19 protein-coding genes are annotated in these 21,865 nt (G+C 60.9%); 4 read left to right on the top strand and 15 right to left on the bottom strand.

Going from position 1 to position 21,865, the window contains the following annotated elements; all coding sequences use genetic code 11:
- Positions 1-74: 74 nt before the first annotated feature.
- Positions 75-626 carry a DUF2062 domain-containing protein gene (locus RVM27_RS02025; protein WP_016913535.1) on the top strand — a complete coding sequence of 184 codons (552 nt, stop codon included), beginning with the start codon at positions 75-77 and terminating at the stop codon, positions 624-626.
- Between the two features lie 11 nt (positions 627-637).
- On the opposite strand, the gene RVM27_RS02030 is transcribed toward RVM27_RS02025, so the two are convergent.
- On the bottom strand, positions 638-1,348 hold the full coding sequence (locus RVM27_RS02030) for an ABC transporter ATP-binding protein (protein ID WP_016913534.1): 711 nt from the start codon (positions 1,346-1,348) through the stop codon (positions 638-640).
- A gap of 10 nt (positions 1,349-1,358) precedes the next feature.
- Complete coding sequence (locus tag RVM27_RS02035; RefSeq protein WP_498941053.1) at positions 1,359-2,600, bottom strand: ABC transporter permease; 1,242 nt, start codon at positions 2,598-2,600, stop codon at positions 1,359-1,361.
- 198 nt (positions 2,601-2,798) lie between these two features.
- On the opposite strand from RVM27_RS02035, the gene RVM27_RS02040 reads away from it, so the two are divergent.
- Together RVM27_RS02040 and RVM27_RS02045 are read left to right on the top strand one after the other, a co-directional pair.
- A complete protein-coding gene (locus tag RVM27_RS02040; RefSeq protein WP_176212869.1) occupies positions 2,799-3,869 on the top strand; it encodes an agmatine deiminase family protein in 1,071 nt (356 codons plus the stop codon).
- 66 nt (positions 3,870-3,935) lie between these two features.
- The gene (locus RVM27_RS02045; RefSeq protein WP_016913531.1) at positions 3,936-4,838 is read left to right on the top strand and encodes a carbon-nitrogen hydrolase; all 903 of its coding nucleotides are present in this window, start codon (positions 3,936-3,938) and stop codon (positions 4,836-4,838) included.
- Positions 4,839-4,984: 146 nt separating this feature from the next.
- Here RVM27_RS02045 and RVM27_RS02050 read toward each other — a convergent pair whose 3' ends face one another.
- The 4 genes from RVM27_RS02050 to RVM27_RS02065 form a co-directional block, all read right to left on the bottom strand.
- Positions 4,985-5,941: a Nudix family hydrolase gene (locus RVM27_RS02050; RefSeq protein WP_026001651.1), complete on the bottom strand. Its 957-nt coding sequence runs from the start codon at positions 5,939-5,941 to the stop codon at positions 4,985-4,987.
- 77 nt (positions 5,942-6,018) lie between these two features.
- On the bottom strand, positions 6,019-7,248 hold the full coding sequence (gene argJ, locus RVM27_RS02055) for a bifunctional glutamate N-acetyltransferase/amino-acid acetyltransferase ArgJ (protein WP_100730792.1): 1,230 nt from the start codon (positions 7,246-7,248) through the stop codon (positions 6,019-6,021).
- A 30-nt stretch (positions 7,249-7,278) separates the two neighbouring features.
- Positions 7,279-10,002 (bottom strand): preprotein translocase subunit SecA, encoded by a 2,724-nt coding sequence (gene secA, locus RVM27_RS02060; protein WP_498957239.1) that lies wholly within the window; start codon positions 10,000-10,002, stop codon positions 7,279-7,281.
- 93 nt (positions 10,003-10,095) lie between these two features.
- Complete coding sequence (locus RVM27_RS02065; protein WP_287805769.1) at positions 10,096-10,446, bottom strand: hypothetical protein; 351 nt, start codon at positions 10,444-10,446, stop codon at positions 10,096-10,098.
- A gap of 110 nt (positions 10,447-10,556) precedes the next feature.
- Here RVM27_RS02065 and RVM27_RS02070 point away from each other — a divergent pair, with 110 nt between their 5' ends.
- Positions 10,557-11,018, top strand: a complete 462-nt coding sequence (locus tag RVM27_RS02070) for a DUF721 domain-containing protein (RefSeq protein ID WP_498941044.1) — start codon at positions 10,557-10,559, stop codon at positions 11,016-11,018.
- A gap of 125 nt (positions 11,019-11,143) precedes the next feature.
- Here the strand turns inward: RVM27_RS02070 and lpxC are convergent, their stop codons facing one another.
- From lpxC to murD, 9 genes are all read right to left on the bottom strand, one after another.
- Positions 11,144-12,055 (bottom strand): UDP-3-O-acyl-N-acetylglucosamine deacetylase, encoded by a 912-nt coding sequence (gene lpxC / locus RVM27_RS02075; protein WP_039177362.1) that lies wholly within the window; start codon positions 12,053-12,055, stop codon positions 11,144-11,146.
- Between the two features lie 155 nt (positions 12,056-12,210).
- Positions 12,211-13,392 (bottom strand): cell division protein FtsZ, encoded by a 1,182-nt coding sequence (ftsZ, locus tag RVM27_RS02080; protein WP_039177365.1) that lies wholly within the window; start codon positions 13,390-13,392, stop codon positions 12,211-12,213.
- A 33-nt stretch (positions 13,393-13,425) separates the two neighbouring features.
- On the bottom strand, positions 13,426-14,715 hold the full coding sequence (gene ftsA / locus RVM27_RS02085) for a cell division protein FtsA (RefSeq protein WP_039177368.1): 1,290 nt from the start codon (positions 14,713-14,715) through the stop codon (positions 13,426-13,428).
- A gap of 303 nt (positions 14,716-15,018) precedes the next feature.
- Complete coding sequence (locus RVM27_RS02090; RefSeq protein WP_498957240.1) at positions 15,019-15,741, bottom strand: cell division protein FtsQ/DivIB; 723 nt, start codon at positions 15,739-15,741, stop codon at positions 15,019-15,021.
- A gap of 22 nt (positions 15,742-15,763) precedes the next feature.
- Positions 15,764-16,702, bottom strand: a complete 939-nt coding sequence (locus RVM27_RS02095) for a D-alanine--D-alanine ligase (RefSeq protein ID WP_287805444.1) — start codon at positions 16,700-16,702, stop codon at positions 15,764-15,766.
- A complete protein-coding gene (murC, locus tag RVM27_RS02100) occupies positions 16,699-18,111 on the bottom strand; it encodes a UDP-N-acetylmuramate--L-alanine ligase (RefSeq protein WP_287805458.1) in 1,413 nt (470 codons plus the stop codon). Before murC ends, RVM27_RS02095 begins: the two co-directional genes overlap by 4 nt.
- A gap of 53 nt (positions 18,112-18,164) precedes the next feature.
- Positions 18,165-19,229 (bottom strand): UDP-N-acetylglucosamine--N-acetylmuramyl-(pentapeptide) pyrophosphoryl-undecaprenol N-acetylglucosamine transferase, encoded by a 1,065-nt coding sequence (murG, locus tag RVM27_RS02105; RefSeq protein ID WP_498957741.1) that lies wholly within the window; start codon positions 19,227-19,229, stop codon positions 18,165-18,167.
- A gap of 51 nt (positions 19,230-19,280) precedes the next feature.
- The gene (ftsW, locus tag RVM27_RS02110; RefSeq protein WP_498957241.1) at positions 19,281-20,462 is read right to left on the bottom strand and encodes an FtsW/RodA/SpoVE family cell cycle protein; all 1,182 of its coding nucleotides are present in this window, start codon (positions 20,460-20,462) and stop codon (positions 19,281-19,283) included.
- 11 nt (positions 20,463-20,473) lie between these two features.
- Positions 20,474-21,853 carry a UDP-N-acetylmuramoyl-L-alanine--D-glutamate ligase gene (gene murD / locus RVM27_RS02115; protein WP_016913517.1) on the bottom strand — a complete coding sequence of 460 codons (1,380 nt, stop codon included), beginning with the start codon at positions 21,851-21,853 and terminating at the stop codon, positions 20,474-20,476.
- Positions 21,854-21,865: the final 12 nt, after the last annotated feature.

A 21,865-nucleotide genomic window follows, 5' to 3' on the forward strand; every position in this document is an offset into this window, starting at 1 on the left:
CTTCGCCTCAGTAACGTAGCCTAAGCCCTGCGCTATGTGGATAATAGCTTGCACCAATAGCAAGAGTACCTGACATGCCGCGCCGTTTCCTGCAGCGCTACATGCCTAAACCGGACACCATCCGACGCCAACGATCGCTACGTTTCATGGCGCCGTTGATTGCCGACCCAGGTTTGTGGCTACTCACTCGACGCAGCGTTGCCAACGCATTCAGTGTCGGGCTTTTTTGTGCCATGCTGCCCATTCCTTTTCAAATGGTCGTGGCCGCGCTGGGGGCACGGCTGGCTCGCTGCAATCTGGCCCTGTCGGTGGGTCTGGTGTGGGTCACCAATCCGCTGACCATGCCGTTGATCTTTTATATCAATTATCGGATCGGTACTTTTTTGCTGGGCGCTCCGGTGCGAGAGGCGCCTTCTCGCATTTCGACCCGCTGGATAGCCGAGCAGATGCACGACATCCTGCCGCCCCTCCTGCTGGGTTCCCTGATCAGTGCCATCGTGCTGGCCATCATCTCCAACGTCGCAATTCGGCTCATCTGGCGCTGGCACGTCTCCCATAACTGGAAACGCCGCCGCCTGAAAAGGCGACGGCGCAGAGCCTGCATCGAATCGCAGTTCGACGATTAACCCCTGAGCGATTAACTCTGGAGCTGCTCGACGAGCCGCCCACCATCCAGCTTCATGACCCTATCCTGATGAGCCGCCAGGCTCACATCGTGGGTCACGATCACGAAGGCGCAGGCGCTCTCCTTGGCCAGCTCATCCATCAAGTCCAGAATGGTGCTGGCGGTGGTCTGATCGAGATTCCCAGTGGGCTCATCCATCAACACCAGGCTCGGGTCGGTCACCAGCGCCCTGGCAATGGCCACACGCTGGCGCTCGCCGCCCGAAAGCTCACCAGGCTTGTGGTCGGCACGCGCCTTCATGCCCACCCGGTCGAGCAGTTGCAAGGCGCGCTGTTCGGCGACCTTTTTCGCCTGGCCGCGAATGATCAGCGGCAGCGCGGCATTCTCCAAGGCAGTGAACTCGGCCAGCAGGTGGTGGAACTGGTAAACGAAACCGATATAGCGATTGCGAAACTTGCCAAGTGCGGCTTCGTTGAGGTCCGACAGCGGCTCGCCGGCGATCACCACGCTGCCCTCACTGGGGCGATCCAGCCCCCCCAGCAGGTTCAACAGCGTAGTCTTGCCGGAACCGGAGCTGCCCACGATGGCCACGCGCTCCCCGGCATGTACCTGCAGATCCAGCTGGTCCAGCACCGTCAAATCCTGCGGCCCTTCGCTATACACCCGTGTCAGGCCACGGCATTCCAGCATGACGGCGGGTGGTTGAGTAATCGTCGAAGTCATCAGAGCATCCTTATTCATAGCGCAGTACGTCAGCCGGTTGAACCCGAGCTGCTCGCCAGGCAGGGTAAAGTGTCGAGAGGAACGTCAGGCCGAAGGCGGCCAGCACGATGTCCCGCACATCGCTCCACTGCAAGCGCGAGGGCAAGTCGCTGATGAAGTAGACCCCAGCATCGAGGAACTGGATGCCGAAAGCACTCTCGAACCAGGCGATGATGTCGGAAATGGTCAGCGCCAGCGCAATGCCGACCGCTACCCCGACGGCAATGCCGATCAAGCCGATGGCCAACCCCTGGACGATGAAAATACCCATGATCGAGCGTGGTGTGGCACCGATGGTGCGCAAGATGGCAATGTCGGCACGCTTGTCGGTCACCACCATAACCAGGGTGGACACAATGTTGAACGCCGCCACCGCAATGATCACCGTCAGCAGCAGTGCAATCATGCGCTTCTCCATCTGGATGGCCTGGAACAGGTTGCCGTGGGAGAACGTCCAGTCGGTGCCACGATAACCCGAGCCCAGCTCCCTGACGATGGCCTGGGTTTCGCTCCCGGCCACGAACAGATCATCCAGCTCGAGTCGCAGCCCGCCTACGGCGTCGCCCATGCGCGCCAGGGTCTGCATGTCTTCGATGTTGGCATAGGCCAGATTGGCATCCAGATCCGCGCCCACGCTGAAGATTCCACTAACCGTAAAACGCTTCAGCCGGGGAAAGACCCCAGCGGGCGTAATCGACGCTTCGGGCACCAGCAGCGTGACGCGGTCACCCACCCCGACGCCAAGACGCCTGGCCAGCATGGAGCCCAGCACCACATTCCACTCGCCGGGCACCAGATCGGCCAGCTCACCTTCCCGCATGTGCTGGCCAATGATCGACACCTGGCCTTCCCAGTCAGGGTGGATGCCGTTCACCATGGCCCCCTGATTACGCCCACCCGACGAGAACATACCCTGCTGCTCGACGTAGGGCGCCGCGCCAATCACCCGGTCGCGCTGCGTCAGCCGGTTGGCCAGCGCCTCCCATTCGACCAGACCCTCCTGCGCTTCGATCTTGGTGTGCGGCACCATGCCGAGGATACGCGTGCGCAGCTCATGATCGAAGCCATTCATGACCGACAACACCAGAATCAACACCGCCACGCCGAGCATCAACCCAAGCATCGAGGTCAGCGAAATGAACGAAATAAAATGGTTGCGGCGTTTAGCGCGCACATAGCGCAGCCCCACCAGGAAAGGCAAACGATCAAGCATGGCTTCATTCCTTAATAATGAGCGTCCATGGTACGGTTTTTTCAGCATGGCTGCATGTACAAACGCAGCCTTAGAGTAGCGAAAGCAGCGGCTGTTCCCTGGCACACGGTAACGCTTGCAAGTTGCGTGGCAACCCCCTAAATTGCGCCCGTTCCTCTTGCCCGCTGGGCGAGCTCTCTTACCTCGACACGAGTACCCGTGACATTGGCTATCAAGACGTATCGCTTGCTCCCCGAATGGCATCCACAGGATGGCCTACAGTTGACCTGGCCCCGCCCAGACGGCGACTGGGCGCCCATGCTATCGCGGATCGAAGCAACCCTTGAGCGCATTGTGTTGGCCACCGCACGCTATCAACGCGTCATCATCAGCGTGCCGGATGAGGCGACTCGGCAACGCCTGCTCGCCACGTTCAGCGCTTATGGCATCCCCGACGCGCAGCTGCAGCTGATTGTCGCACCCACCGATGATACCTGGGCGCGCGATCACGGCCCCATCACGGTGCTGGACGAAGAGGATCAGCCCCTGCTGCTGGACTATACCTTTACCGGCTGGGGCGGAAAATTCCCTGCCGAGCACGACAACCAGCTCACCCAATGGCTGGCGGACGCTGGAGTATGGGCCTGCCCCGTCGCCTCTCGGGCCATGGTACTGGAAGGGGGCGGCATCGAGACCGACGGCGAAGGCACGCTGTTGACGACCGAAGCCTGCCTGCTGAACCCCAACCGCAACCCGACCCTCAGCCGCGCCGACGTGGAAGCCCGGCTGGCAGAAGATTTCGGCGTGGACCGCTTTCTGTGGCTGGCTCATGGCCACCTGGAAGGCGACGACACCGACAGCCATGTGGACACGCTGGCACGCTTTTGCGACCCCACCACCATTGCCTACGTGCGCTGCGACGATCCAACAGATCCGCATTATCCGGCACTGCAGGCCATGGAGCAGGAGCTCAGGGCATTCCGCCAGCGCAATGGCGAGCCCTACCGCCTGATCGCCCTGCCCTGGCCACAGGCCTGCTTCGATCCGGAGGATGGCCACCGGCTGCCGGCTACCTACGCCAACTTCCTGATCATCAACGAAGCGGTGCTGGTGCCCACCTATGGTGACCCCGCCGACGTGGTTGCCCTGCAAGCCCTGGCCACGGCGTTTCCGGAGCACACACTGATCCCGATCGAGTGCGTCAGCGTGATTCGCCAGCACGGCAGCCTGCACTGCCTGACCATGCAGCTACCCAAAGGCACACTCGCCCCGATTGTTTCCATGTCTTGAAGATAATGTCTTGAAGATAATGTCTTCAAACTAACGCCTTGAAGTGAACGTCTTGAGGAGAACGGCATGTCACACACGCTGAACGTTGCGGTCATTCAACAGGCTGCCTGGCCTGACAAGGCACGCAGCCTGGCAGAGAGCGAAGCCGGTATTCGCGAAGCAGCCCGCCAGGGTGCCCAGCTGGTACTGCTGCAGGAGCTGCATGCTACCCACTACTTCTGCCAATACGAAGACCCGGCGCTGTTCGATCTGGCCGAGCCGCTGGATGGCCCCACCGGGCAGCGCCTGGCCGACCTGGCAAAAGAGCTGGATATCGTGCTGGTGGGCTCGCTGTTCGAGAAGCGCGCCGCAGGCCTCTACCACAATACCGCCGTGGTGTATGACCGCGCCCAGGGTCGCGTGGGCCAGTATCGCAAGATGCACATTCCCGACGATCCCGGCTTCTACGAGAAATTCTACTTCACCCCCGGCGATGCCGATGCCGCCCGTGGCGATGGTTTCACCCCCATCGACACCTCGGTGGGACGCCTGGGCATCCTGGTGTGTTGGGATCAGTGGTATCCGGAAGCCGCACGACTCATGGCGCTGGCGGGCGCGGAGCTGCTGCTCTACCCCACGGCGATTGGCTGGGACCCCAGCGACGACCCTGCCGAAAAAGCTCGCCAGAAGGAAGCCTGGACGCTGATTCAGCGTGCCCACGGCGTCGCCAATGGCCTGCCGGTACTGGTCGCCAACCGGGTGGGCTTCGAAGTCGACCATTCGGGCGTCGGCGAGGGTATCGAATTCTGGGGAGGCAGCTTCATCTGCGGCCCCCAGGGGGAACTGCTGGCCCACGCTGGCGAGCAGCGCGAGCAGTTGGTGGTGACCCTGGACATGGCGCGCAGTGAAAACACGCGACGCATCTGGCCTTATCTGCGCGACCGCCGTATCGATGCCTACGGTGACCTGACGCGCCGCTACCGGGATTGAGCCAAGCGTTCTTTCAACCACCGCCATCATAAAAAAACGCCTGCCCGGGTAACCCGAGCAGGCGTTTTCATTTGCATCACGAGGCGTCCCTTCTTCACGCCATGTCGCCCGTCGCCTGCCAGCAAGCAGGGCCGGACGTCACGGGCTCACTTCCAGAAATCGCGGATCGACGCGATCCCCTGAGCCCCCACGGCCCGGGCATGGTTGGCATCGAAGCGCGTCATGCCACCCAGCGCGAACACCGGCATGCCCGCCCGCTCGACCAACTGCTGGAAGTCGTGCCACCCCATGGGGGCCACTTCCGGGTGGGAGGGCGTGGTCCGCAGGGGTGACAGCGTCACGAAATCGCAGCCCAGCACGGCGGCTTGAGACAGCTGCGTCTGGTCATGGGTCGAGGCAGAGAGCCACTTGTTTTCGGCAATGGGGCGGCGGTCCAGCGACATCAAACGGGCACTGGTGAGATGAATACCGTCGGCATCCACCTGCTCCAGCACTTCCGGCTCGGCATTGAGCAGCAGCTTGGCGCCGTACTGGCGGCACAGCGCCAACGCACGCTCTGCCCGCGTCAGGTAGGCCGCTTTATCCAGCGACTTGGCCCGCAGCTGCACCAGCCGAACACTATCCTCACGCAGGGCACGCTCCAGCAGTGCCGCAAACCGCTCATCATCGGCCTCTTCACCGGTAATGAGGTATTCGGTAGGCAGCATCACTGCGCGCAGGATGGGCAGATTGGCGGCGGGGAACGGGTAGTTCACCAGCTCGTCCATGGGTACCCAGCGCACGGCCTGACCTTCACGCCCGAAAGGTTCACCGGCAAACTCATGCACTTGCCACACGTCCAGCAGAATGTGCTTGTCCGGGTACTCGTGGTGCACACGAATCAGAGGCTGGGCGCGCACGATCTCTACCCCCAGCTCTTCATGCAGCTCACGCTTCAGACCTTCCAGGCCCGTTTCATAGGGCGCCAGCTTGCCGCCAGGAAACTCCCACAGGCCGCCATGATCGACATTGGACGGCCGACGCGCGATCAGCACGTGCTTCTGATCAGCGCTGATGATGGCCGCTGCCGCGACATGAACCCGTCGTTTTACCATTACACTCATTACGTCTAATCCACTCTGTGCGCGCCGCACGGGACAGGTACGGCGCTATCTGGCTTTGTTGAGCACGATGCCACAGCCTAGCTGCGGTAATCCGCATTGATGGACACATAGTCATGGGAAAGGTCGGAGGTCCACACGGTAGCCCCCTCCTCACCACGACCCAGCGTGATCCGAATGGTGATCTCCTCCTGCGCCATGACCGCACTGCCAGCGGCCTCGGTATAGCTGCTGGCGCGACCGCCCTGCTCCACCAGGCGCACGTCCCCGAGGTCGATGACCACTCGGCTGACGTCGAAGGCCTCAACTGGCGCACGGCCCACTGCGGCCAGAATACGCCCCCAGTTGGCATCCGAGGCATACAGCGCGGTTTTCACCAGCGGTGAGTGGGCGACGGTGAAGGCGACATCCAGTGCCTCCTGGCGGGTACGCGCCTCATCGACCTGCAAAGTGACGAACTTGGTCGCTCCTTCGCCATCACGAATGATGGCCTGTGCAAGCTCGGTCATCACGCGCTGCAGGCCGTTGCGGAAAATCGCCACCTGCTCATCGCTTTCGATGCGAACGCCGGTACCCGTGGCCGCCAGCATGCAGGCGTCGTTGGTGGAGGTGTCGCTATCCACCGTGATGCAGTTGAACGACCGGTCGACGGTCTCACGCAGCAGGGTTGCCAACAGCGTTTGCTCGATGGCCGCATCGGTGACCACGAACCCCAGCATGGTGGCCATGTTGGGCTTGATCATGCCCGACCCTTTGGTAATGCCGTTGATGGTGACCTGCTGGTCCCCCAGCGCTAGCGTCACCGTTGCCCCTTTGGCGCGGGTGTCGGTGGTCAGTATACCTTCACCGGCGTGTTGCCAAGCCTGACTACTCGCCGCCAGGGTATCCAGCGCTGGCGACAGACCCGCCAACAGCCGCGCCATGGGCAGCGGCTCACCGATCACACCGGTCGAAAACGGCAGCACCTGTTGCGCCGAAACGCCTGCCTGCGCGGCCAGTGCCTCGCAGCTCTCACGAGCATCCTGCATCCCTGAATCGCCGGTACCCGCATTGGCATTACCGGTATTGATCAGCCAATAGCGAGGGGCCTTCCCCGCCGCCTGGCACTGCGCCATGTGCTCCTTGGCCACGGTGACCGGCGCTGCGCAGAACGCATTGCGGGTAAACACGCCCGCCACACTGGCGCTTTCGGGTAGCTCGATCACCACCATATCGCGGCGGCCCGGCTTCTTGATGCCCGCCATTGCAGTGCCCAGACGCACCCCTTCAAGGGGTGGCAACTCCGGAAAGGGAAGGTTACCCACCGCCATGTTTCTCTCCTTAACGTGCGCTAACGATAATCAGCTTAGTTTGCCGCAGCACTGCTTGTATTTCTTGCCGGAACCACAAATACACGGATCGTTACGGCCGACTTTCGGCCCCTCACGGCGCAGCGGGCGCCCATCGGCACCAGGCGCGGCTGCCTCACCATCTTCGCTGGGCGCATCGTGGCGGCTGGCCGCCGTGGCCTTCTCACGCGCCAGCTCTTCGCGGCGCTTCTGCTCCAGCGCATCCACTTCTTCTGGTTGGCGCACCTGGACATGACTCAGGATGCGGGTGACATCGGCCTTGATGTTGGTCAGCAGATGCTGGAACAGTTCGAAGGACTCGCGCTTGTACTCCTGCTTGGGGTTCTTCTGGGCGTAGCCACGCAGATGGATACCGCGACGCAGGTGGTCCATGGATTGCAGATGCTCTTTCCAGCGCGTATCCAGCACCTGCAGCATGACCTGCTTCTCGAAGCGACGAATCAACGCCGCGCCCGCCGAGGCAATCTTGGCTTCGTAAGCTTCACGATGCATGGTCTGCAGGCGCTCGCGCAGCTTCTCTTCACTGAAGCGCTCATCCTCTTCCGCCCACTGAACCACCGGTGCATCCAGATTGAACTCGGTTTTCAGATGCGACTCCAGGCCATGCAGATCCCACTGCTCGGCCAAGCTCTGCGGCGGCACGTAGGTGCTGATGGCCTCTTCCATCACCTCCTCACGAATGCCCAGCACGGCGCTCGATACGTCGTCAGAGGCGAGAATTTCGTTACGCTGCTCGTAAATGACGCGGCGCTGGTCGTTGGCGACGTCATCGTACTCGAGCAGCTGCTTACGAATATCGAAGTTGCGCCCCTCGACTTTCTTCTGGGCACGCTCGACGGCGTTGGACACCATCTTGTGCTCGATGGCTTCGCCACGCTCCAGACCCAGCGCCTGCATCAAACGCTTCACTCGGTCCGAGCCGAACAGTCGCATCAGGCTGTCTTCCAGCGAGAGGAAGAAGCGCGTGGAGCCAGGGTCGCCCTGACGGCCCGCACGGCCACGCAGCTGATTGTCGATACGACGCGATTCGTGGCGTTCGGAACCGATCACGTGCAGCCCGCCAGCTGCCAGTACCGCATCATGACGCTCCTGCCATTCGGCTTTCAGGGCATCGAGCTGGGCCTGGGTCGGGTTCTGCAGCTTGGCGGCATCAGCCTCCCAGTTGCCGCCCAGCATGATATCGGTACCACGACCGGCCATGTTGGTGGCAATGGTGATGGCGCCGGGGCGCCCGGCCTGGGCAATGATTTCGGCTTCGCTCTGGTGCTGCTTGGCATTGAGCACGCTGAATTTGAGGCCCGCGTCACGCATCAGGCGTGCCAGATATTCGGAGGTCTCGATGGAAGCCGTACCGACCAGCACCGGTCGACCCGCCGCGGTCTCGGCAGAGACGTCCTTGATGATCGCTTCGTACTTCTCTTCGGCACTGAGATAGACGAGGTCGTTGAGATCCTTGCGTGCCAGAGGCCGGTTGGTGGGAATGACGATGACGTCGAGGCCGTAGATCTGACGAAACTCGAAGGCCTCGGTATCTGCAGTGCCGGTCATGCCCGCCAGTTTTTCATAAAGGCGGAAGTAATTCTGGAAGGTGGTCGATGCCAGGGTCTGGCTTTCACGCTGAACGGTCACGCCCTCTTTGGCCTCGACCGCCTGGTGCAGGCCTTCCGACCAGCGGCGGCCAGGCATGGTGCGCCCAGTGTGCTCATCGACGATGACCACTTGCCCGTCGGCGACGATGTAGTCGACGTCAAGATGATAGAGGTGCCGCGCCCGCAGCGCCGAGTGCATGTGCTGCAACAGGTTGAGGTTTTGCGCCGCATAGAGCGAATCGCCTTCGCCCAGCAAGCCTTCGGCGCGCATCAACTCCTCGACCTTGTTATGGCCTTGCTCGGTGAGCTCGACCTGCTTCTGCTTCTCGTCCAGCACGAAGTCGCCTTCGACAGGAGCGTCTTCGTCTTCGGATACTTCCGCCTGCTCCAGCTGCTGGGCCAGACGGTTGACGATGGTGTACAGCTCGGTGTTCTCGTCCACCGCACCGGAAATGATCAGCGGCGTACGTGCTTCGTCGATCAGGATGGAGTCCACTTCGTCGACAATGGCATAGTGCAAACCGCGCTGCACCTTGTCCTCCAGCGAGAACGCCATGTTGTCGCGCAGGTAGTCGAAGCCAAACTCGTTGTTGGTGCCGTAGGTGATGTCACATTGGTAGGCGTGGCGCTTCTCTTCACCGGTCTGGCCAGCAAAAATCACCCCTATCGACAGCCCCAGGAACTCATACAGCGGGCGCATCCACTCGGCATCACGGCGAGCCAGATAGTCGTTCACCGTGACCACGTGTACCCCTTTGCCCGTCAAGGCATTCAGGTATACCGCCAGCGTGCCCACCAGGGTCTTGCCCTCGCCGGTTTTCATTTCGGCGATACGGCCGCGGTGCAGCGTCATGCCACCGACCATCTGCACATCGAAGTGACGCATGCCCATGACTCGCTTGCCGGCTTCGCGCACTACCGCAAAGGCCTCAGGCAGCAGTTTATCCAGGCTTTCCCCAGCCTCCAGACGCTGGCGCAGCTCGGCCGTCTTGGCCTGCAGCTCGCCATCGCTCAAGCCGACCAGGGTCTCTTCCAGTACGTTGACACTCTGCACGCTCTTGAGCATGCGTTTGACTTCACGGTCGTTCTTGGAGCCAACGACTTTGCGTAACAAGGAATTAATCATGAAATATCCACATCAACAGGAGCGACCTCTTCAGGCGCACTCTTTCATAGGGTCAATTAACGTCGGGTAAATGAACGTACCGCTAGCGGCAGGTCAACGGGCTGGCGGCCCCCGAGGAGAGCATATATCCAGAGCGATCGTCTGGCGGAGCATGACGGAAAAGAAAGAGAGAAAGCTTTTCAGAACAGGAAGTTGACGCTGCTGGCGTGCTACCCAGCGCCTTAGCGCGCGGCGCTTTTTGGCGATCCACTGCGACTGGGCACGCAGCATGGCGGGCACCCAAAAGCAGATACACACGCTCCGGTCGCTGCTGCGCAGATCGGAAGGGTGTAAACTGGCGGGCAGCAGACAGCTCACCAGCAGGCCCGCAAGCCACCAACGCGCCAGCCCATGGCGACGATGTCGCCGAGGCAGAGCAGATAATGTATCGAGCGTTGATGGCATGCTGTGGCGTGGCTCCTGAGCGTGTTAGGCTCTGTCGATAGACGAAAAACATGGGTGCTGCGCGCACTCGTCAGCACGATACTATCCGCAACACCCCAGGAATCAGGTAAATGAGTATAAAGGTTAAGCGTTCCCGCGCACAGCCCATTACCCAATTGCTGAACGCGTCCGCTGGCGCAGGCCACCTGATGCGTCAGTCGCGCCTGATCGATCAAGCCCAGACCCATCTTCGGGCCCACTTGCCCGAAGAGATGCGTGCGCATGTGTTCGTCGGCGGCTTCAGCAATGGACGACTGACCCTGATCAGCAGCCAGGCCAGCTGGTTGACCTGGTTGCGCTACGAGCAACCGCGCCTTTTGAGCCTCCTGCAGCAACTCCCCGGCTTTGCAGGGGTCACTGGCTTTACGCTGAAAGTACGCCCCGTGCGCACCGTGACACCACCGGCACGCTATGCGCGCACTCTCTCTACCAGCGCTGGCACGACCCTCATGGAGTGCGCCGAAGACACCGAACACCCCAAGCTGAAGCAGGCCCTGGAGCGCCTTGCTTCGCATGCCCAGCGCTCTTCATGAGCCGCCTGCGGAGCACGTCATGCACCTGACTGCCAGGCCAAACGCAATAAAGCACCGCATGGCGGTGCTTTATTATTAGTGGGGGGCATTCCCCCGATTTCAACCTGCGCGCTTCAAAAACCACGTTACGCCATGGCGGGTGCCGCATAGGAGATAGGCGCAACGGCCTTCTCTTCTTCGAAGGTCACGATTTCGTAGGCATCGGGCTGCGCCATCAGCTCACGGCACAGACGATTGTTGAGGGCATGGCCGGATTTCACGCCACGGAACTCGCCAATCAGGCTGTAGCCAAGCTGATACAGATCGCCGATGGCGTCGAGCACCTTGTGCTTCACGAATTCGTCCTCGTAGCGCAGACCACCTTCATTCACGATACGGTAATCATCCACCACGATGGCGTTGTCGAGACTGCCACCCAGCGCCAGATTGTTCGAGCGCAGGTATTCCAGGTCACGCATGAAGCCAAAGGTTCTGGCCCGAGAGACTTCCTTGACAAACGAGGTCGTGGAAAAATCGATCAATGCCGTCTGCTTCTGCTGCTCGAAGACAGGATGGTCGAAGTCGATGGCAAATGACACCTTGAAGCCTTGATGGGGCAGGAATACGGCTTCCTTGTCACCATCACTGACCGCCACACGACGCTTGATGCGAATGAATTTCTTGGCCGCGTCCTGTTCGAGAATACCTGCAGACTGGATGAGGAAAACGAACGGGCTGGCGCTACCATCCATGATCGGCACTTCCGCGGCACTGATATCCACGTAGGCATTGTCGATACCCAAGCCCGCAAAGGCAGACATGAGGTGCTCGACGGTGGCTACCTTGACGCCTTCATGGGAAAGTGCCGTGCACAAGGTAGTGTCTTCCACCAGCTCGGCGCGGGCAGGAACGTGAACCACTGGGTCCAGATCGGTTCTGACAAACACAATACCCGTGTTGGCCGGTGCCGGGCGCAAAGCCAGATGGACTTTCTTGCCAGAGTGCAGACCCACTCCAGTGGCGCGGATGACGTTTTGTAGTGTGCGTTGTCTGATCATGGGCAGTGGTCAAGCTCTAATATCGGCGGCGTGTAACGAGTCGCTACCCAGCCGCAGGGGGAGAAAAGTTATCAAACAGTGTTCACTTTAACAGCAAACGAGCGTTTTACCAATAAAACTCTCGTTTGCTGCCTCAATAAACCTGATAGCGCAGATCAATCTGCCTGGCGGCGCAGGAACGCGGGGATATCCAGATAGTCATCGGCATCGGCCGAACGACGTTTTTCAGGGCGTGGCTTGGCTGCTGCTTCCGGCGCTTCGGCACGCGCGGTAGCCTGTTGCCGCATGACGGTGGGCTGCTGCAATTTACGGTAGTCGGAACCACCGGCATCTGCAGCGGAGCGGCGTGCCGGTTCGCGAGACACGGCCTTGGCCTTGCTGCCATCCAGGCCAGCCGCCACAACGGTCACGCGCAGCTCGTCGGACATCTCCATATCGATGGAAGTACCCACGACGATGGTGGCTTCCTGAGAGGCGAACTCCTGCACCGTGGCACCGACGTCATTGAACTCGCCAATGGATAGGTCGGGGCCAGCCGTGATGTTGACCAGAATGCCGCGGGCACCGTGCAGGTCGATATCTTCCAGCAGCGGGCTGCGGATGGCTTTCTCTGCAGCTTCACGGGCACGGTTCTCACCAGTGGCGCCGCCAGTACCCATCATCGCCATGCCCATTTCGGACATGACAGTACGCACGTCGGCAAAGTCGACGTTGATGATGCCCGGGCTGGTGATCAGCTCGGCAATGCCTTGCACCGCCCCCAGCAGCACGTCGTTGGCAGCGCTGAATGCCGTCAGCAGGGTCGCGTTCTTGCCCAGCACCGACAGCAGCTTTTCGTTGGGGATGGTGATCAACGAATCGACATGCTCGGAAAGCTCTTTCATGCCCTCCTCGGCCGCTCGCATGCGCTTTGGCCCTTCGAACGGGAAGGGACGGGTGACCACGGCAACCGTCAGGATGCCCAGCTCTTTGGCGACCTGGGCAACCACTGGAGCGCCTCCTGTCCCCGTGCCACCGCCCATACCGGCAGTGATGAAGACCATGTCGGCGCCACTGAGCAGCTCGGCAATACGATCACGATCTTCCATCGCGGCCTGACGACCCACCTCAGGGTTGGCGCCTGCGCCCAGCCCCTTGGTGATTTCCCCCCCCAACTGAAGCACCGTTTTTGCCGACACCCGCTTGAGCGCCTGTGCATCGGTGTTGGCGCAAATGAATTCGACGCCTTCGATGTTGCTCTCGACCATGTGGTTGACAGCATTGCCGCCGCCACCGCCAACACCGACTACTTTAATGACCGCACTGCTCGAGGGTGCGTTATCTACCAATTCGAACATAAGCCCCGTCTCCTGAACCGCGTCGCGGCCCTATCAGAAATTTCCTTTGAACCAGCCTTTGATTCTTGCCAGCGCCGAATGGCCATCCTTGATATCACGTCGGGCAAATTCACTGCGTCCTTTGTGTCCCGCAGCGCTTCCCCCGTGGCTTTCTAGGCCTTGCCCATGACGCGTTTCCTGCAGTGCATAGTGCAGCAAACCAACGCCCGTCGCATAGATAGGATTGCGAACCACATCTGCCAAGCCTCTGACATTTTGTGGGCAGGCAATACGAACCGGCATGTGAAAAATTTCTTCGGCCAATTCGCTGACACCTTCCATGCGTGAAGTGCCGCCGGTAAGCACCACTCCCGCCGCCACCATATCCTCATAGCCACTGCGGCGTAATTCGTCTCTGACCAGCGTGAAGAGCTCTTCATAGCGAGGCTCCACGACTTCTGCCAACGCTTGGCGCGACAGATCTCGTGCCGCGCGATCGCCCACGCTGGGTACTTTGATCATTTCATCGCTGGCGGCCAGCTGCGTCAGCGCGCAAGCGTATTTTACCTTGATTTCTTCTGCGTGCTGAGTGGGCGTGCGCAACGCCATGGCGATATCGTTGGTGACCTGATCACCCGCGATCGGTATGACCGCCGTATGGCGTATGGCACCTTCGCTGAAGATGGCCATGTCAGTGGTTCCCCCACCGATATCGACCATACAGACACCGAGCTCGCGCTCGTCTTCGGTCAGTACCGCCATGCTGGATGCCAGCTGTTCCAGAATAATAGCATCCACATCCAGACCGCACCGCCGCACGCACTTTTCGATGTTCTGCACGGCATTCAAGGCAGCCGTGACCAGATGCACCTGAGCTTCCAGACGAACCCCGGACATGCCCAACGGTTCTCGGATGCCCCCTTGGGCGTCGATGGAAAACTCCTGGGGCAATACATGCAGCACTCGCTGCCCTTCGGAAATGGCCCGTGCCCGCGCGGAATCGATGACCCGTTCGATATCGTAAGGAGTGACTTCGCGCTCCTTGATGGCCACCACGCCGTCGGAATTCATGGAGCTGATATGGCTGCCTGCCACACCGACATAGACGGAATGGATGTCGCAACCCGCCATCAGCTCTGCTTCTTCTACTGCACGCTGAATCGACTGAACCGTGGATTCGATATTGATGACCACTCCCCGCTTCATGCCACGAGAAGGGTGAGAACCGATACCGGCGATTTCAATCCCACCATCATCGGTGGGTTGACCGACTATCGCGACGACCTTGGACGTTCCAATGTCCAGCCCGACAACCATATTGGATGCGTTGGGTGAGCCTGCCATGAGTCGGTAAATCTCCTTGTCGTCGTTTTATAAGAACGGGGATCGCTTTTAATGCTTAAGCAAAAGCAGGCGAAACCCAAAGATAAAATAAATAACCTGACTAAAACTGTGTGACGCCGCTAACCGCTGACCGAATAATAAAAACTGACCCACAGCATCGCCTGGGACATAGTATAGAAACAATAGCCACAATACGACTAGCCCAAACCAACGATAATTGGCTTGGAAAGCATTTTAAACCCCATAAAAGGGTTTTTTAGCGGGCCGACCTGCCCATTTACCCGATTTTTTGCACATTGCGCCTTATAGTGACTCGCCCTCCTCCTCCGGAACCTCGGTTTCACCGTGCCACGCCACCGCCACACCATTGGGATAGCGCAAGTCGATATAGCGAATATGCTCGCCCAGGCTACCCAGCTCACGCTGCCAGGAGGCCGACAGCCGGGCAAGTCGTTCGCCATGGTGACGACGCCCCAACATTACCCAGGTGCCTTGATCAAGTTGAAGTCGCCAGGCACCACGAGGCTCCAGGCGGAGCTGAGCCAGCGTCAACGACAGCCCGGCAAAGTGCGGCGTCAAGCGCTGATAATAGGCCAGCACTTCCGCACTGCTTTCCTGAGGGCCCGCCAGATCGGGCAACCCAGGGGGCGCGGCAAGAGGCGCATAGGAGAAGGGTTCGCCTCGCGGGTTAAGCAGGAAGCCGTCATTCCAGCGGGCTACCGGCGTCTGTTCTATCAATTCGAAGACCAGCGCATTGGGCCACTCTCTGGAGATTCGCACTTCATCCAGCCAACCAATCTCCAGCGCATTGCGGCGCAGCTCGCCCAAGTCCGCCGATAACCAGGTAATGTCGTGAACCAGCGGGGCCAGCTGTGAACGCAAATAGTCGGCGCTCACGTATTCCCACTCGCCTCGAATGGAGACGCGCTCGATAGGGCGATCCAACCAAAGCCATAGCGCTCGGCTCCCCGCCCCCAGCAGCAATGCCAGTAGAACGATACCGAGCCACGCATTGCGCTTCTTCATAAGGAACTCATGCCATGCCCCGTCACGAATCGCGCGCCAGTGCAGTGGTCAAAATACGCATCACCAGCTGGTCGAAATCGATACCGGCGTGGGCCGCCGCCTGAGGCACGAGGCTATGGTCGGTCATGCCGGGCACGGTATTCACTTCGATCAGCCAGAAATCGCCCGCGGCATCACGCATCACATCGATACGCCCCCAGCCCTCTCCGCCTACGGCCAGGAAGGCCTCTTTGCACAGCGCGGCCAACGCCTGCTCGTCTTGCGGCGACAAGCCACAGGGCAAATGGTACTGGGTGGTGTTGGTCAGATACTTGGCTTCATAATCATAAAACCCACCCGGCACCTCGACACGGATGGCAGGCAACACGTCATCGCCCAGCAGGCCGACGGTGTACTCGTCCCCCGTGATGAAGCGCTCTGCCATGACCCTGGCATCGAAAGTGGCGGCCTGGGCATAGGCCGCTTTCAGCTCATCGTGGCTGCGGACGATACTGATCCCCAGAGTCGAGCCTTCGTGGACCGGCTTGACCATCATGGGTAGTCCTAGCTGGGCTACTACTGCCTCCCAGTCCGAAGCGGCATTCAGCATGATGCACTCCGGCGTGGGCAGGCCGACGGCTTGCCACACCTGCTTGGTACGCTGCTTGTCCATTCCCAGCGCCGAAGCCAGTACGCCACTGCCGGTGTAAGGCAAACCGAGCAGCTCCAATGCGCCCTGCAGCGCACCATCTTCACCGCCACGCCCATGCAGTGCGATGAACACCACGGTGGGATCGAGGCGCTCGAGGCCCGCCAGCCCACCCTCTTTGAGATCATAACCCTGCGCATTCACGCCTTGACGCTGCAAGGCGCTCAACACGGCGGCACCACTCTTGAGCGACACCTCCCGCTCGGCCGACATGCCGCCGTAGACCACAACGACACGCTCCAGGCCAGCCTGCTGCGTTTTCCCTGATGTCATAGCACCACCTCTTTCATGACCAGCTTGGCTTGGGCAAGGCGCAGTGAAATGCCACCCACATCGCCCGCGCCCTGGGTAATCAGAATATCGCCTGGACGCAGCACGTTGTTGAGCAGGGCAGGCAGCTCGTGCTTGTGCTCCACGAACAGCGGATCGACATCGCCACGTTGACGGATGGAGCCTGCCAGGGTCTTGCCTTCAGCACCCGGCAGCACCGCCTCGCCAGCGCTGTAAACGTCGAGCAGCACCAGCGTATCCACCTGAGACAGTACGCGTACGAAGTCTTCGTAGAGATCGCGGGTACGGCTGTAACGGTGGGGCTGGTAGAGCATCACCAGCCGGCGCTCGGGCCAGCCGGCACGCACCGCCTGAATGACCATGTCCACTTCACGCGGATGGTGACCGTAATCGTCGACCAGCATGATCTCGCCTTCGCCGACCGGTGCCGGATAGTGGCCATGGACCTGAAAGCGCCGCCCTACGCCCGCAAACCCCATGAGACCGCGCTGAATGGCGTCATCACTGACCCCGGCGTCGGTCGCCACCACGATGGCCGCCATGGCGTTCAAGGCATTATGACGGCCAGGCATGGCCAGTCGAATGGCCAACGGAGGCGCACCACCGGGCCGCAATGCCGTGAAGGAGACTTCCCCGGCCTGCTGACTAAAATCCACGATGCGGTAATCGGCATCTTCATCGAAGCCGTAGGTCACGAACTGGCGCTTGATACGCTCGCACAGCCCGCGCACGTGGGGATCATCGATACACAGCACCGCCAAGCCGTAGAAAGGCAGATTGTGCAAGAACTCGATGAAGGTATTTTTCAAACGCTCGAAGTCCCCCCCATAAGTGGCCATGTGGTCAGCATCGATATTGGTGACGATCGACACCATGGGCTGAAGGTGAAGAAACGACGCATCGGATTCGTCGGCCTCGGCCACCAGATAGTCGCCCTCCCCCAGGCGAGCATTGGCGCCTGCGCTGGTGAGTTTGCCACCGATCACGAAAGTTGGGTCCAGGCCGCCCTCTGCCAACAGGGTAGCCGTCAGGCTGGTCGTGGTGGTCTTGCCGTGAGTACCGGCCACGGCAATGCCGTGACGAAAGCGCATCAGCTCGGCGAGCATTTCCGCACGCCGCACCACCGGCACGCGGTGGTCATGTGCCCAGCGAATTTCAGGGTTGGCTTCATCGATGGCACTGGAGACGACGACCACATCCGCGCCTTCCACGTTTTCCTTGGCATGCCCAATGAATACATCGACGCCGCATTGACGCAAGCGCTCCACGACAGTGGACGCTTTCATGTCACTACCGCTGACCTGGTACCCCTGATTGGCGAGCACCTCGGCAATGCCGCACATTCCGGCACCGCCAATACCGACGAAATGAAGCCGCTGGATACGGCGCATACCCGGGCCGCTCGGGCCACTCAGCTGCGGCGACGTATGATTGACTGACTCGGTCACGCAGTTTCTCCTTGCTTCACCAGCGAGAGACAGCCTTCGACCAGGCGCTCGGTCGCGTTCAAAGACGCGGCTTGACGTGCCTTGACGGCCATCTCTGCCAGGGTCTCTGGGTGGAGTAATTGTTCCAAAAGATTACTTAAATAATCAGGCGTCAGCTCGGACTGAACGACACATAGGGCCGCCCCCGCCTGGACCAGCACGTCGGCATTGACCCGTTGATGGTCATCGACGGCAAAAGGAAACGGCACCAGCAACGCGGGCTTGGCCGCCGCCGCCAGTTCGGCAATCGTCAGCGCACCGGCTCGGCAAACGACCAGATCTGCCCAGGCATAAGCAGCGGCCATATCATCGATGAACGGCGAAACCTCGGCGACTACCGCCTGTTGAGCATAGGCCTCTGCCGTGGCGATATCGCGCTCCTTGCCAGCCTGGTGACGCACCTCGGGACGTCGCTCCGGCGGCAGCGCAGCCAAGGCCACAGGCAGGCGCTCGTTCAACGCTACCGCGCCCAGGGAGCCGCCTACCACCAACAGGCGCAGCGGCCTGCCCTGCATGTCGGCCACCTGGCGGGGCTGCTCGCCCAGCACGGCGATATCATCACGCACCGGGTTGCCGATCACCTCGGCACGCGTGCCAAACGCATTTTCGAACGCGGCATACGTCCGCGTCGCCAATCGCGACAACACCTTGTTGGTCAGCCCTGCCACGGCATTCTGTTCATGAATGACCAGCGGAATACCCGATAGCCGGGCCGCCAGACCGCCAGGCCCGCTGGCGAATCCACCCAGCCCTACCACCACATCCGGCTGGAAACGCTTGATGACACCACGTGCCCGGAGCACCGCGCGCGACAGGTTGAGCGGTGCCTTGAGCCAGCCAGCAGCGCCATTGCCGCGCAAGCCACTGATCGCAATGGTATGCAGCAGAATGCCCGCCTCGGGCACCAGGCGGTTTTCAATTCCCCGTGGGCTACCCAACCACTCCACGGCTACTCCCTGGGCCTGGAGGGCACGCGCCAGCGAGAGCGCCGGAATGACGTGGCCTCCCGTTCCTCCCGCCATGACCAATACCCGTCGACCCGCATGTATCGCCACAAACAGCTCCTTGAATAATTACGTCAACCGCGGCTCTCGGCGAGCACGGTAAGGCGTCGACAATCGGCGCGGGCGATGCCGAGTTTCTGCATCCACCCGGAGCAACAGCCCCACCATCATGCCAGTGACCAGCAGACTGGACCCCCCGTAGCTGATCAGCGGCAGGGTCAGCCCTTTGGTCGGCAGCAAGCCAGCGCTCACCGCCATATTGATAAACGCCTGAGCCGCCACGATAAAGCCGATTCCGTAACTCACGTAGGCACCAAACAGATGCCCGGCCAACTCTGCTCGCCGGCCCACCCACATGGCCCGCACGATGAACAGGGTGAACAGCAGCACCACGGCAATCGCTCCAATCATGCCCAGTTCTTCGGCCACCACCGCAAAAATGAAGTCCGTATGGGCTTCAGGGAGATAGTGCAGCTTCTGCACGCTGTTGCCCAATCCGGTGCCGGTCACATGACCACGCCCAAACGCGATCAATGCCTGCGTCAGCTGATACCCGGTGGCGAACTGGTCGGCCCACGGGTCCAGGAAGCTGGTCCAGCGCGCCAGTCGATACGGCTCCATGACGACCATCATCACGGCACCAAACCCCAGTACCCCCCCACTGCCCAGCAACAGCGTCAGCGAAGCGCCACTCATCATCAGCATGCCGATCACACAGACGGCATACACCACCATGCCGCCGAAATCCGGGGCAAGAAACAGCAGGAAGGCAGGAATGGTCAGTACCGCCAAGGGGCGCCACATGGTAAAAGCACGCTGGCGCAATTCGTAAGTGAAGCGCGACATGAACGCTGCCATGTAAAAGATCAGCCCCAGCTTGCCGAATTCCGAGACTTGCAGGCTGGGAAGCGGCCCCGGCAGGGCAATCCAGCGCTTGCTGCCGTTGACCTCTTGACCCACGACCAGCACCACGACCAGCATGAAGATGCTGAACAGCAGCAGCAATGCCGCGTTCTGACGCCACAGCTCCAGCGGCACACACACCATGAACAGGCATGCCATGATGGCCAGCACCAGAAAGATGCCGTGCTGGCGGGCATAGTGATAGCTATTTTCCAGTAGCCCTATCGACGCGGAGCTGACCATGACCCAGCCCAGCCCCGCCAGCGCGACCGCCGCGACAATCAGCCAGACATCGCAAGGCAGGTGGCGGGTCGCCAGCGCTTCACGCAGTCGCTGCATCCTACTCATGGTTTCGTCGCTCATGGGGCACTCTCACGCTGTTTCTGCTCGATCCAGTCGCGAAACAGGTCGCCCCGCGCCTGGTAGTTGGCGAATTGGTCCAGGCTGGCACACGCTGGCGAGAGCAACACACAATCCCCTCGCTCGGCCAGCTGCCATGCGGCTTCCATCGCCTGTGTCAGCGTTTCGACACGCTGAGTGTGAAGGCAAGGGCCAAGCACGTTGTCGAGACGCTCGGCGTCTGCGCCGTAGAGCAGCGCGGCTTTTCCATGGTCCGCCAACGGCCCGGCCAGCGGCGTAAAGTCGGCTCCCTTACCCACGCCTCCCGCCAACAGAATGATCTTGCCAGTGAGCGCGACGCCAATACCATTGATGGCGGCCAGGGTCGCACCCACGTTGGTCCCTTTGGAGTCGTTGACCCAGCGAACCCCGTTCACCTCAGCAACGGTTTCGCTACGGTGCGGCAGCCCCTTGAACGTGGTCAACACCTCACACATGGCCTGACGATCAAACCCCAGCGCCCGGCCCATGGCCAACGCTGCCAGCGCGTTCAACTGATTGTGCTGACCAGTAATGGCCAGCTCATCCACCGCCAGCCACGGCGTCTCGCCGTGCATCAAATAGCGGCGTCCATCGATATCGGCCAGCCCCCAGTCACTACCGGCCGGAACACCCACACCAAAACGCTCGACACGGTCGAGGGCATCCAGAGGCCAGGTCATGGGGTCATCGGCGTTGACCACCGCGTGCTCGGCGCCCATGAAAATGCGCTGCTTGGCCTGACGGTAACCCGCCAAATCGCCATGACGGTCCAGATGATCATCGCATAAATTGAGAAACGCAGCCGACGCCGCTCCGAGGCGAGGCGTCGTTTCCAGTTGAAAGCTGGAGAGTTCGAGGATGAAGAGCTCGGCACCGGGATGGTCGGCCAACAGATCCAGAGCCGCCGTGCCCAGATTGCCCCCCACGGCGGCATTCACCCCCGAGGCCTTGGCCATTGCACCTAATAGCGTGGTCACCGTGGACTTGGCATTGGAGCCCGTAATCGCCGCCACCGGGGCACGCACCAGACGCCTGAACAGTGCCGTTTCACCCACCAGCATCGGCTCGCCGGTGGCAGGGTTGACTCGCTCCAACAGCCCGTCGAGGCCTGCCAAATGCGGGTCGACCCCCGGACTGACCACCACCTCGTACGCATCGCTGAAATCCAGCTCATTCAGCGGCCCACAGTGGCAATCAATCGCCGGATAACGCTGCTGGAACGCGGCGAGTCCAGGCGGCATCTCGCGGGTATCGGCCACCATGAAAGGCACTCCATGGCGGTCCAAATGGCGACAGATCGCCTGACCGGAAATGCCCAGTCCAACAACAACGGTAACACCCTGAGGTACCTTCACCATGAACGACTCCTT

Origin of the sequence: Halomonas sp. KM007, from assembly GCF_050709225.1 — a bacterium.
Taxonomy (GTDB): Bacteria; Pseudomonadota; Gammaproteobacteria; order Pseudomonadales; family Halomonadaceae; genus Vreelandella; species Vreelandella hamiltonii.

Excerpts from the sequence above, each read along its gene's own strand:
- RVM27_RS02045 (WP_016913531.1), top strand. The coding sequence starts at position 3,936 with ATGTCACACACGCTGAACGTTGCGGTCATTCAACAGGCTGCCTGGCCT.
- RVM27_RS02025 (WP_016913535.1), top strand. The coding sequence starts at position 75 with ATGCCGCGCCGTTTCCTGCAGCGCTACATGCCTAAACCGGACACCATC.
- ftsZ (WP_039177365.1), bottom strand. The coding sequence starts at position 13,392 with ATGTTCGAATTGGTAGATAACGCACCCTCGAGCAGTGCGGTCATTAAA.
- RVM27_RS02090 (WP_498957240.1), bottom strand. The coding sequence starts at position 15,741 with ATGAAGAAGCGCAATGCGTGGCTCGGTATCGTTCTACTGGCATTGCTG.
- argJ (WP_100730792.1), bottom strand. The coding sequence starts at position 7,248 with ATGGCGGTGGGTAACCTTCCCTTTCCGGAGTTGCCACCCCTTGAAGGG.
- RVM27_RS02035 (WP_498941053.1), bottom strand. The coding sequence starts at position 2,600 with ATGCTTGATCGTTTGCCTTTCCTGGTGGGGCTGCGCTATGTGCGCGCT.
- lpxC (WP_039177362.1), bottom strand. The coding sequence starts at position 12,055 with ATGATCAGACAACGCACACTACAAAACGTCATCCGCGCCACTGGAGTG.
- ftsW (WP_498957241.1), bottom strand. The coding sequence starts at position 20,462 with ATGAGTAGGATGCAGCGACTGCGTGAAGCGCTGGCGACCCGCCACCTG.
- ftsA (WP_039177368.1), bottom strand. The coding sequence starts at position 14,715 with ATGGCAGGCTCACCCAACGCATCCAATATGGTTGTCGGGCTGGACATT.
- murD (WP_016913517.1), bottom strand. The coding sequence starts at position 21,853 with ATGGTGAAGGTACCTCAGGGTGTTACCGTTGTTGTTGGACTGGGCATT.
- RVM27_RS02030 (WP_016913534.1), bottom strand. The coding sequence starts at position 1,348 with ATGACTTCGACGATTACTCAACCACCCGCCGTCATGCTGGAATGCCGT.
- secA (WP_498957239.1), bottom strand. The coding sequence starts at position 10,002 with ATGATTAATTCCTTGTTACGCAAAGTCGTTGGCTCCAAGAACGACCGT.
- RVM27_RS02070 (WP_498941044.1), top strand. The coding sequence starts at position 10,557 with ATGAGTATAAAGGTTAAGCGTTCCCGCGCACAGCCCATTACCCAATTG.
- murG (WP_498957741.1), bottom strand. The coding sequence starts at position 19,229 with ATGGCGGGAGGAACGGGAGGCCACGTCATTCCGGCGCTCTCGCTGGCG.
- RVM27_RS02095 (WP_287805444.1), bottom strand. The coding sequence starts at position 16,702 with ATGACATCAGGGAAAACGCAGCAGGCTGGCCTGGAGCGTGTCGTTGTG.
- RVM27_RS02050 (WP_026001651.1), bottom strand. The coding sequence starts at position 5,941 with ATGAGTGTAATGGTAAAACGACGGGTTCATGTCGCGGCAGCGGCCATC.
- murC (WP_287805458.1), bottom strand. The coding sequence starts at position 18,111 with ATGCGCCGTATCCAGCGGCTTCATTTCGTCGGTATTGGCGGTGCCGGA.
- RVM27_RS02065 (WP_287805769.1), bottom strand. The coding sequence starts at position 10,446 with ATGCCATCAACGCTCGATACATTATCTGCTCTGCCTCGGCGACATCGT.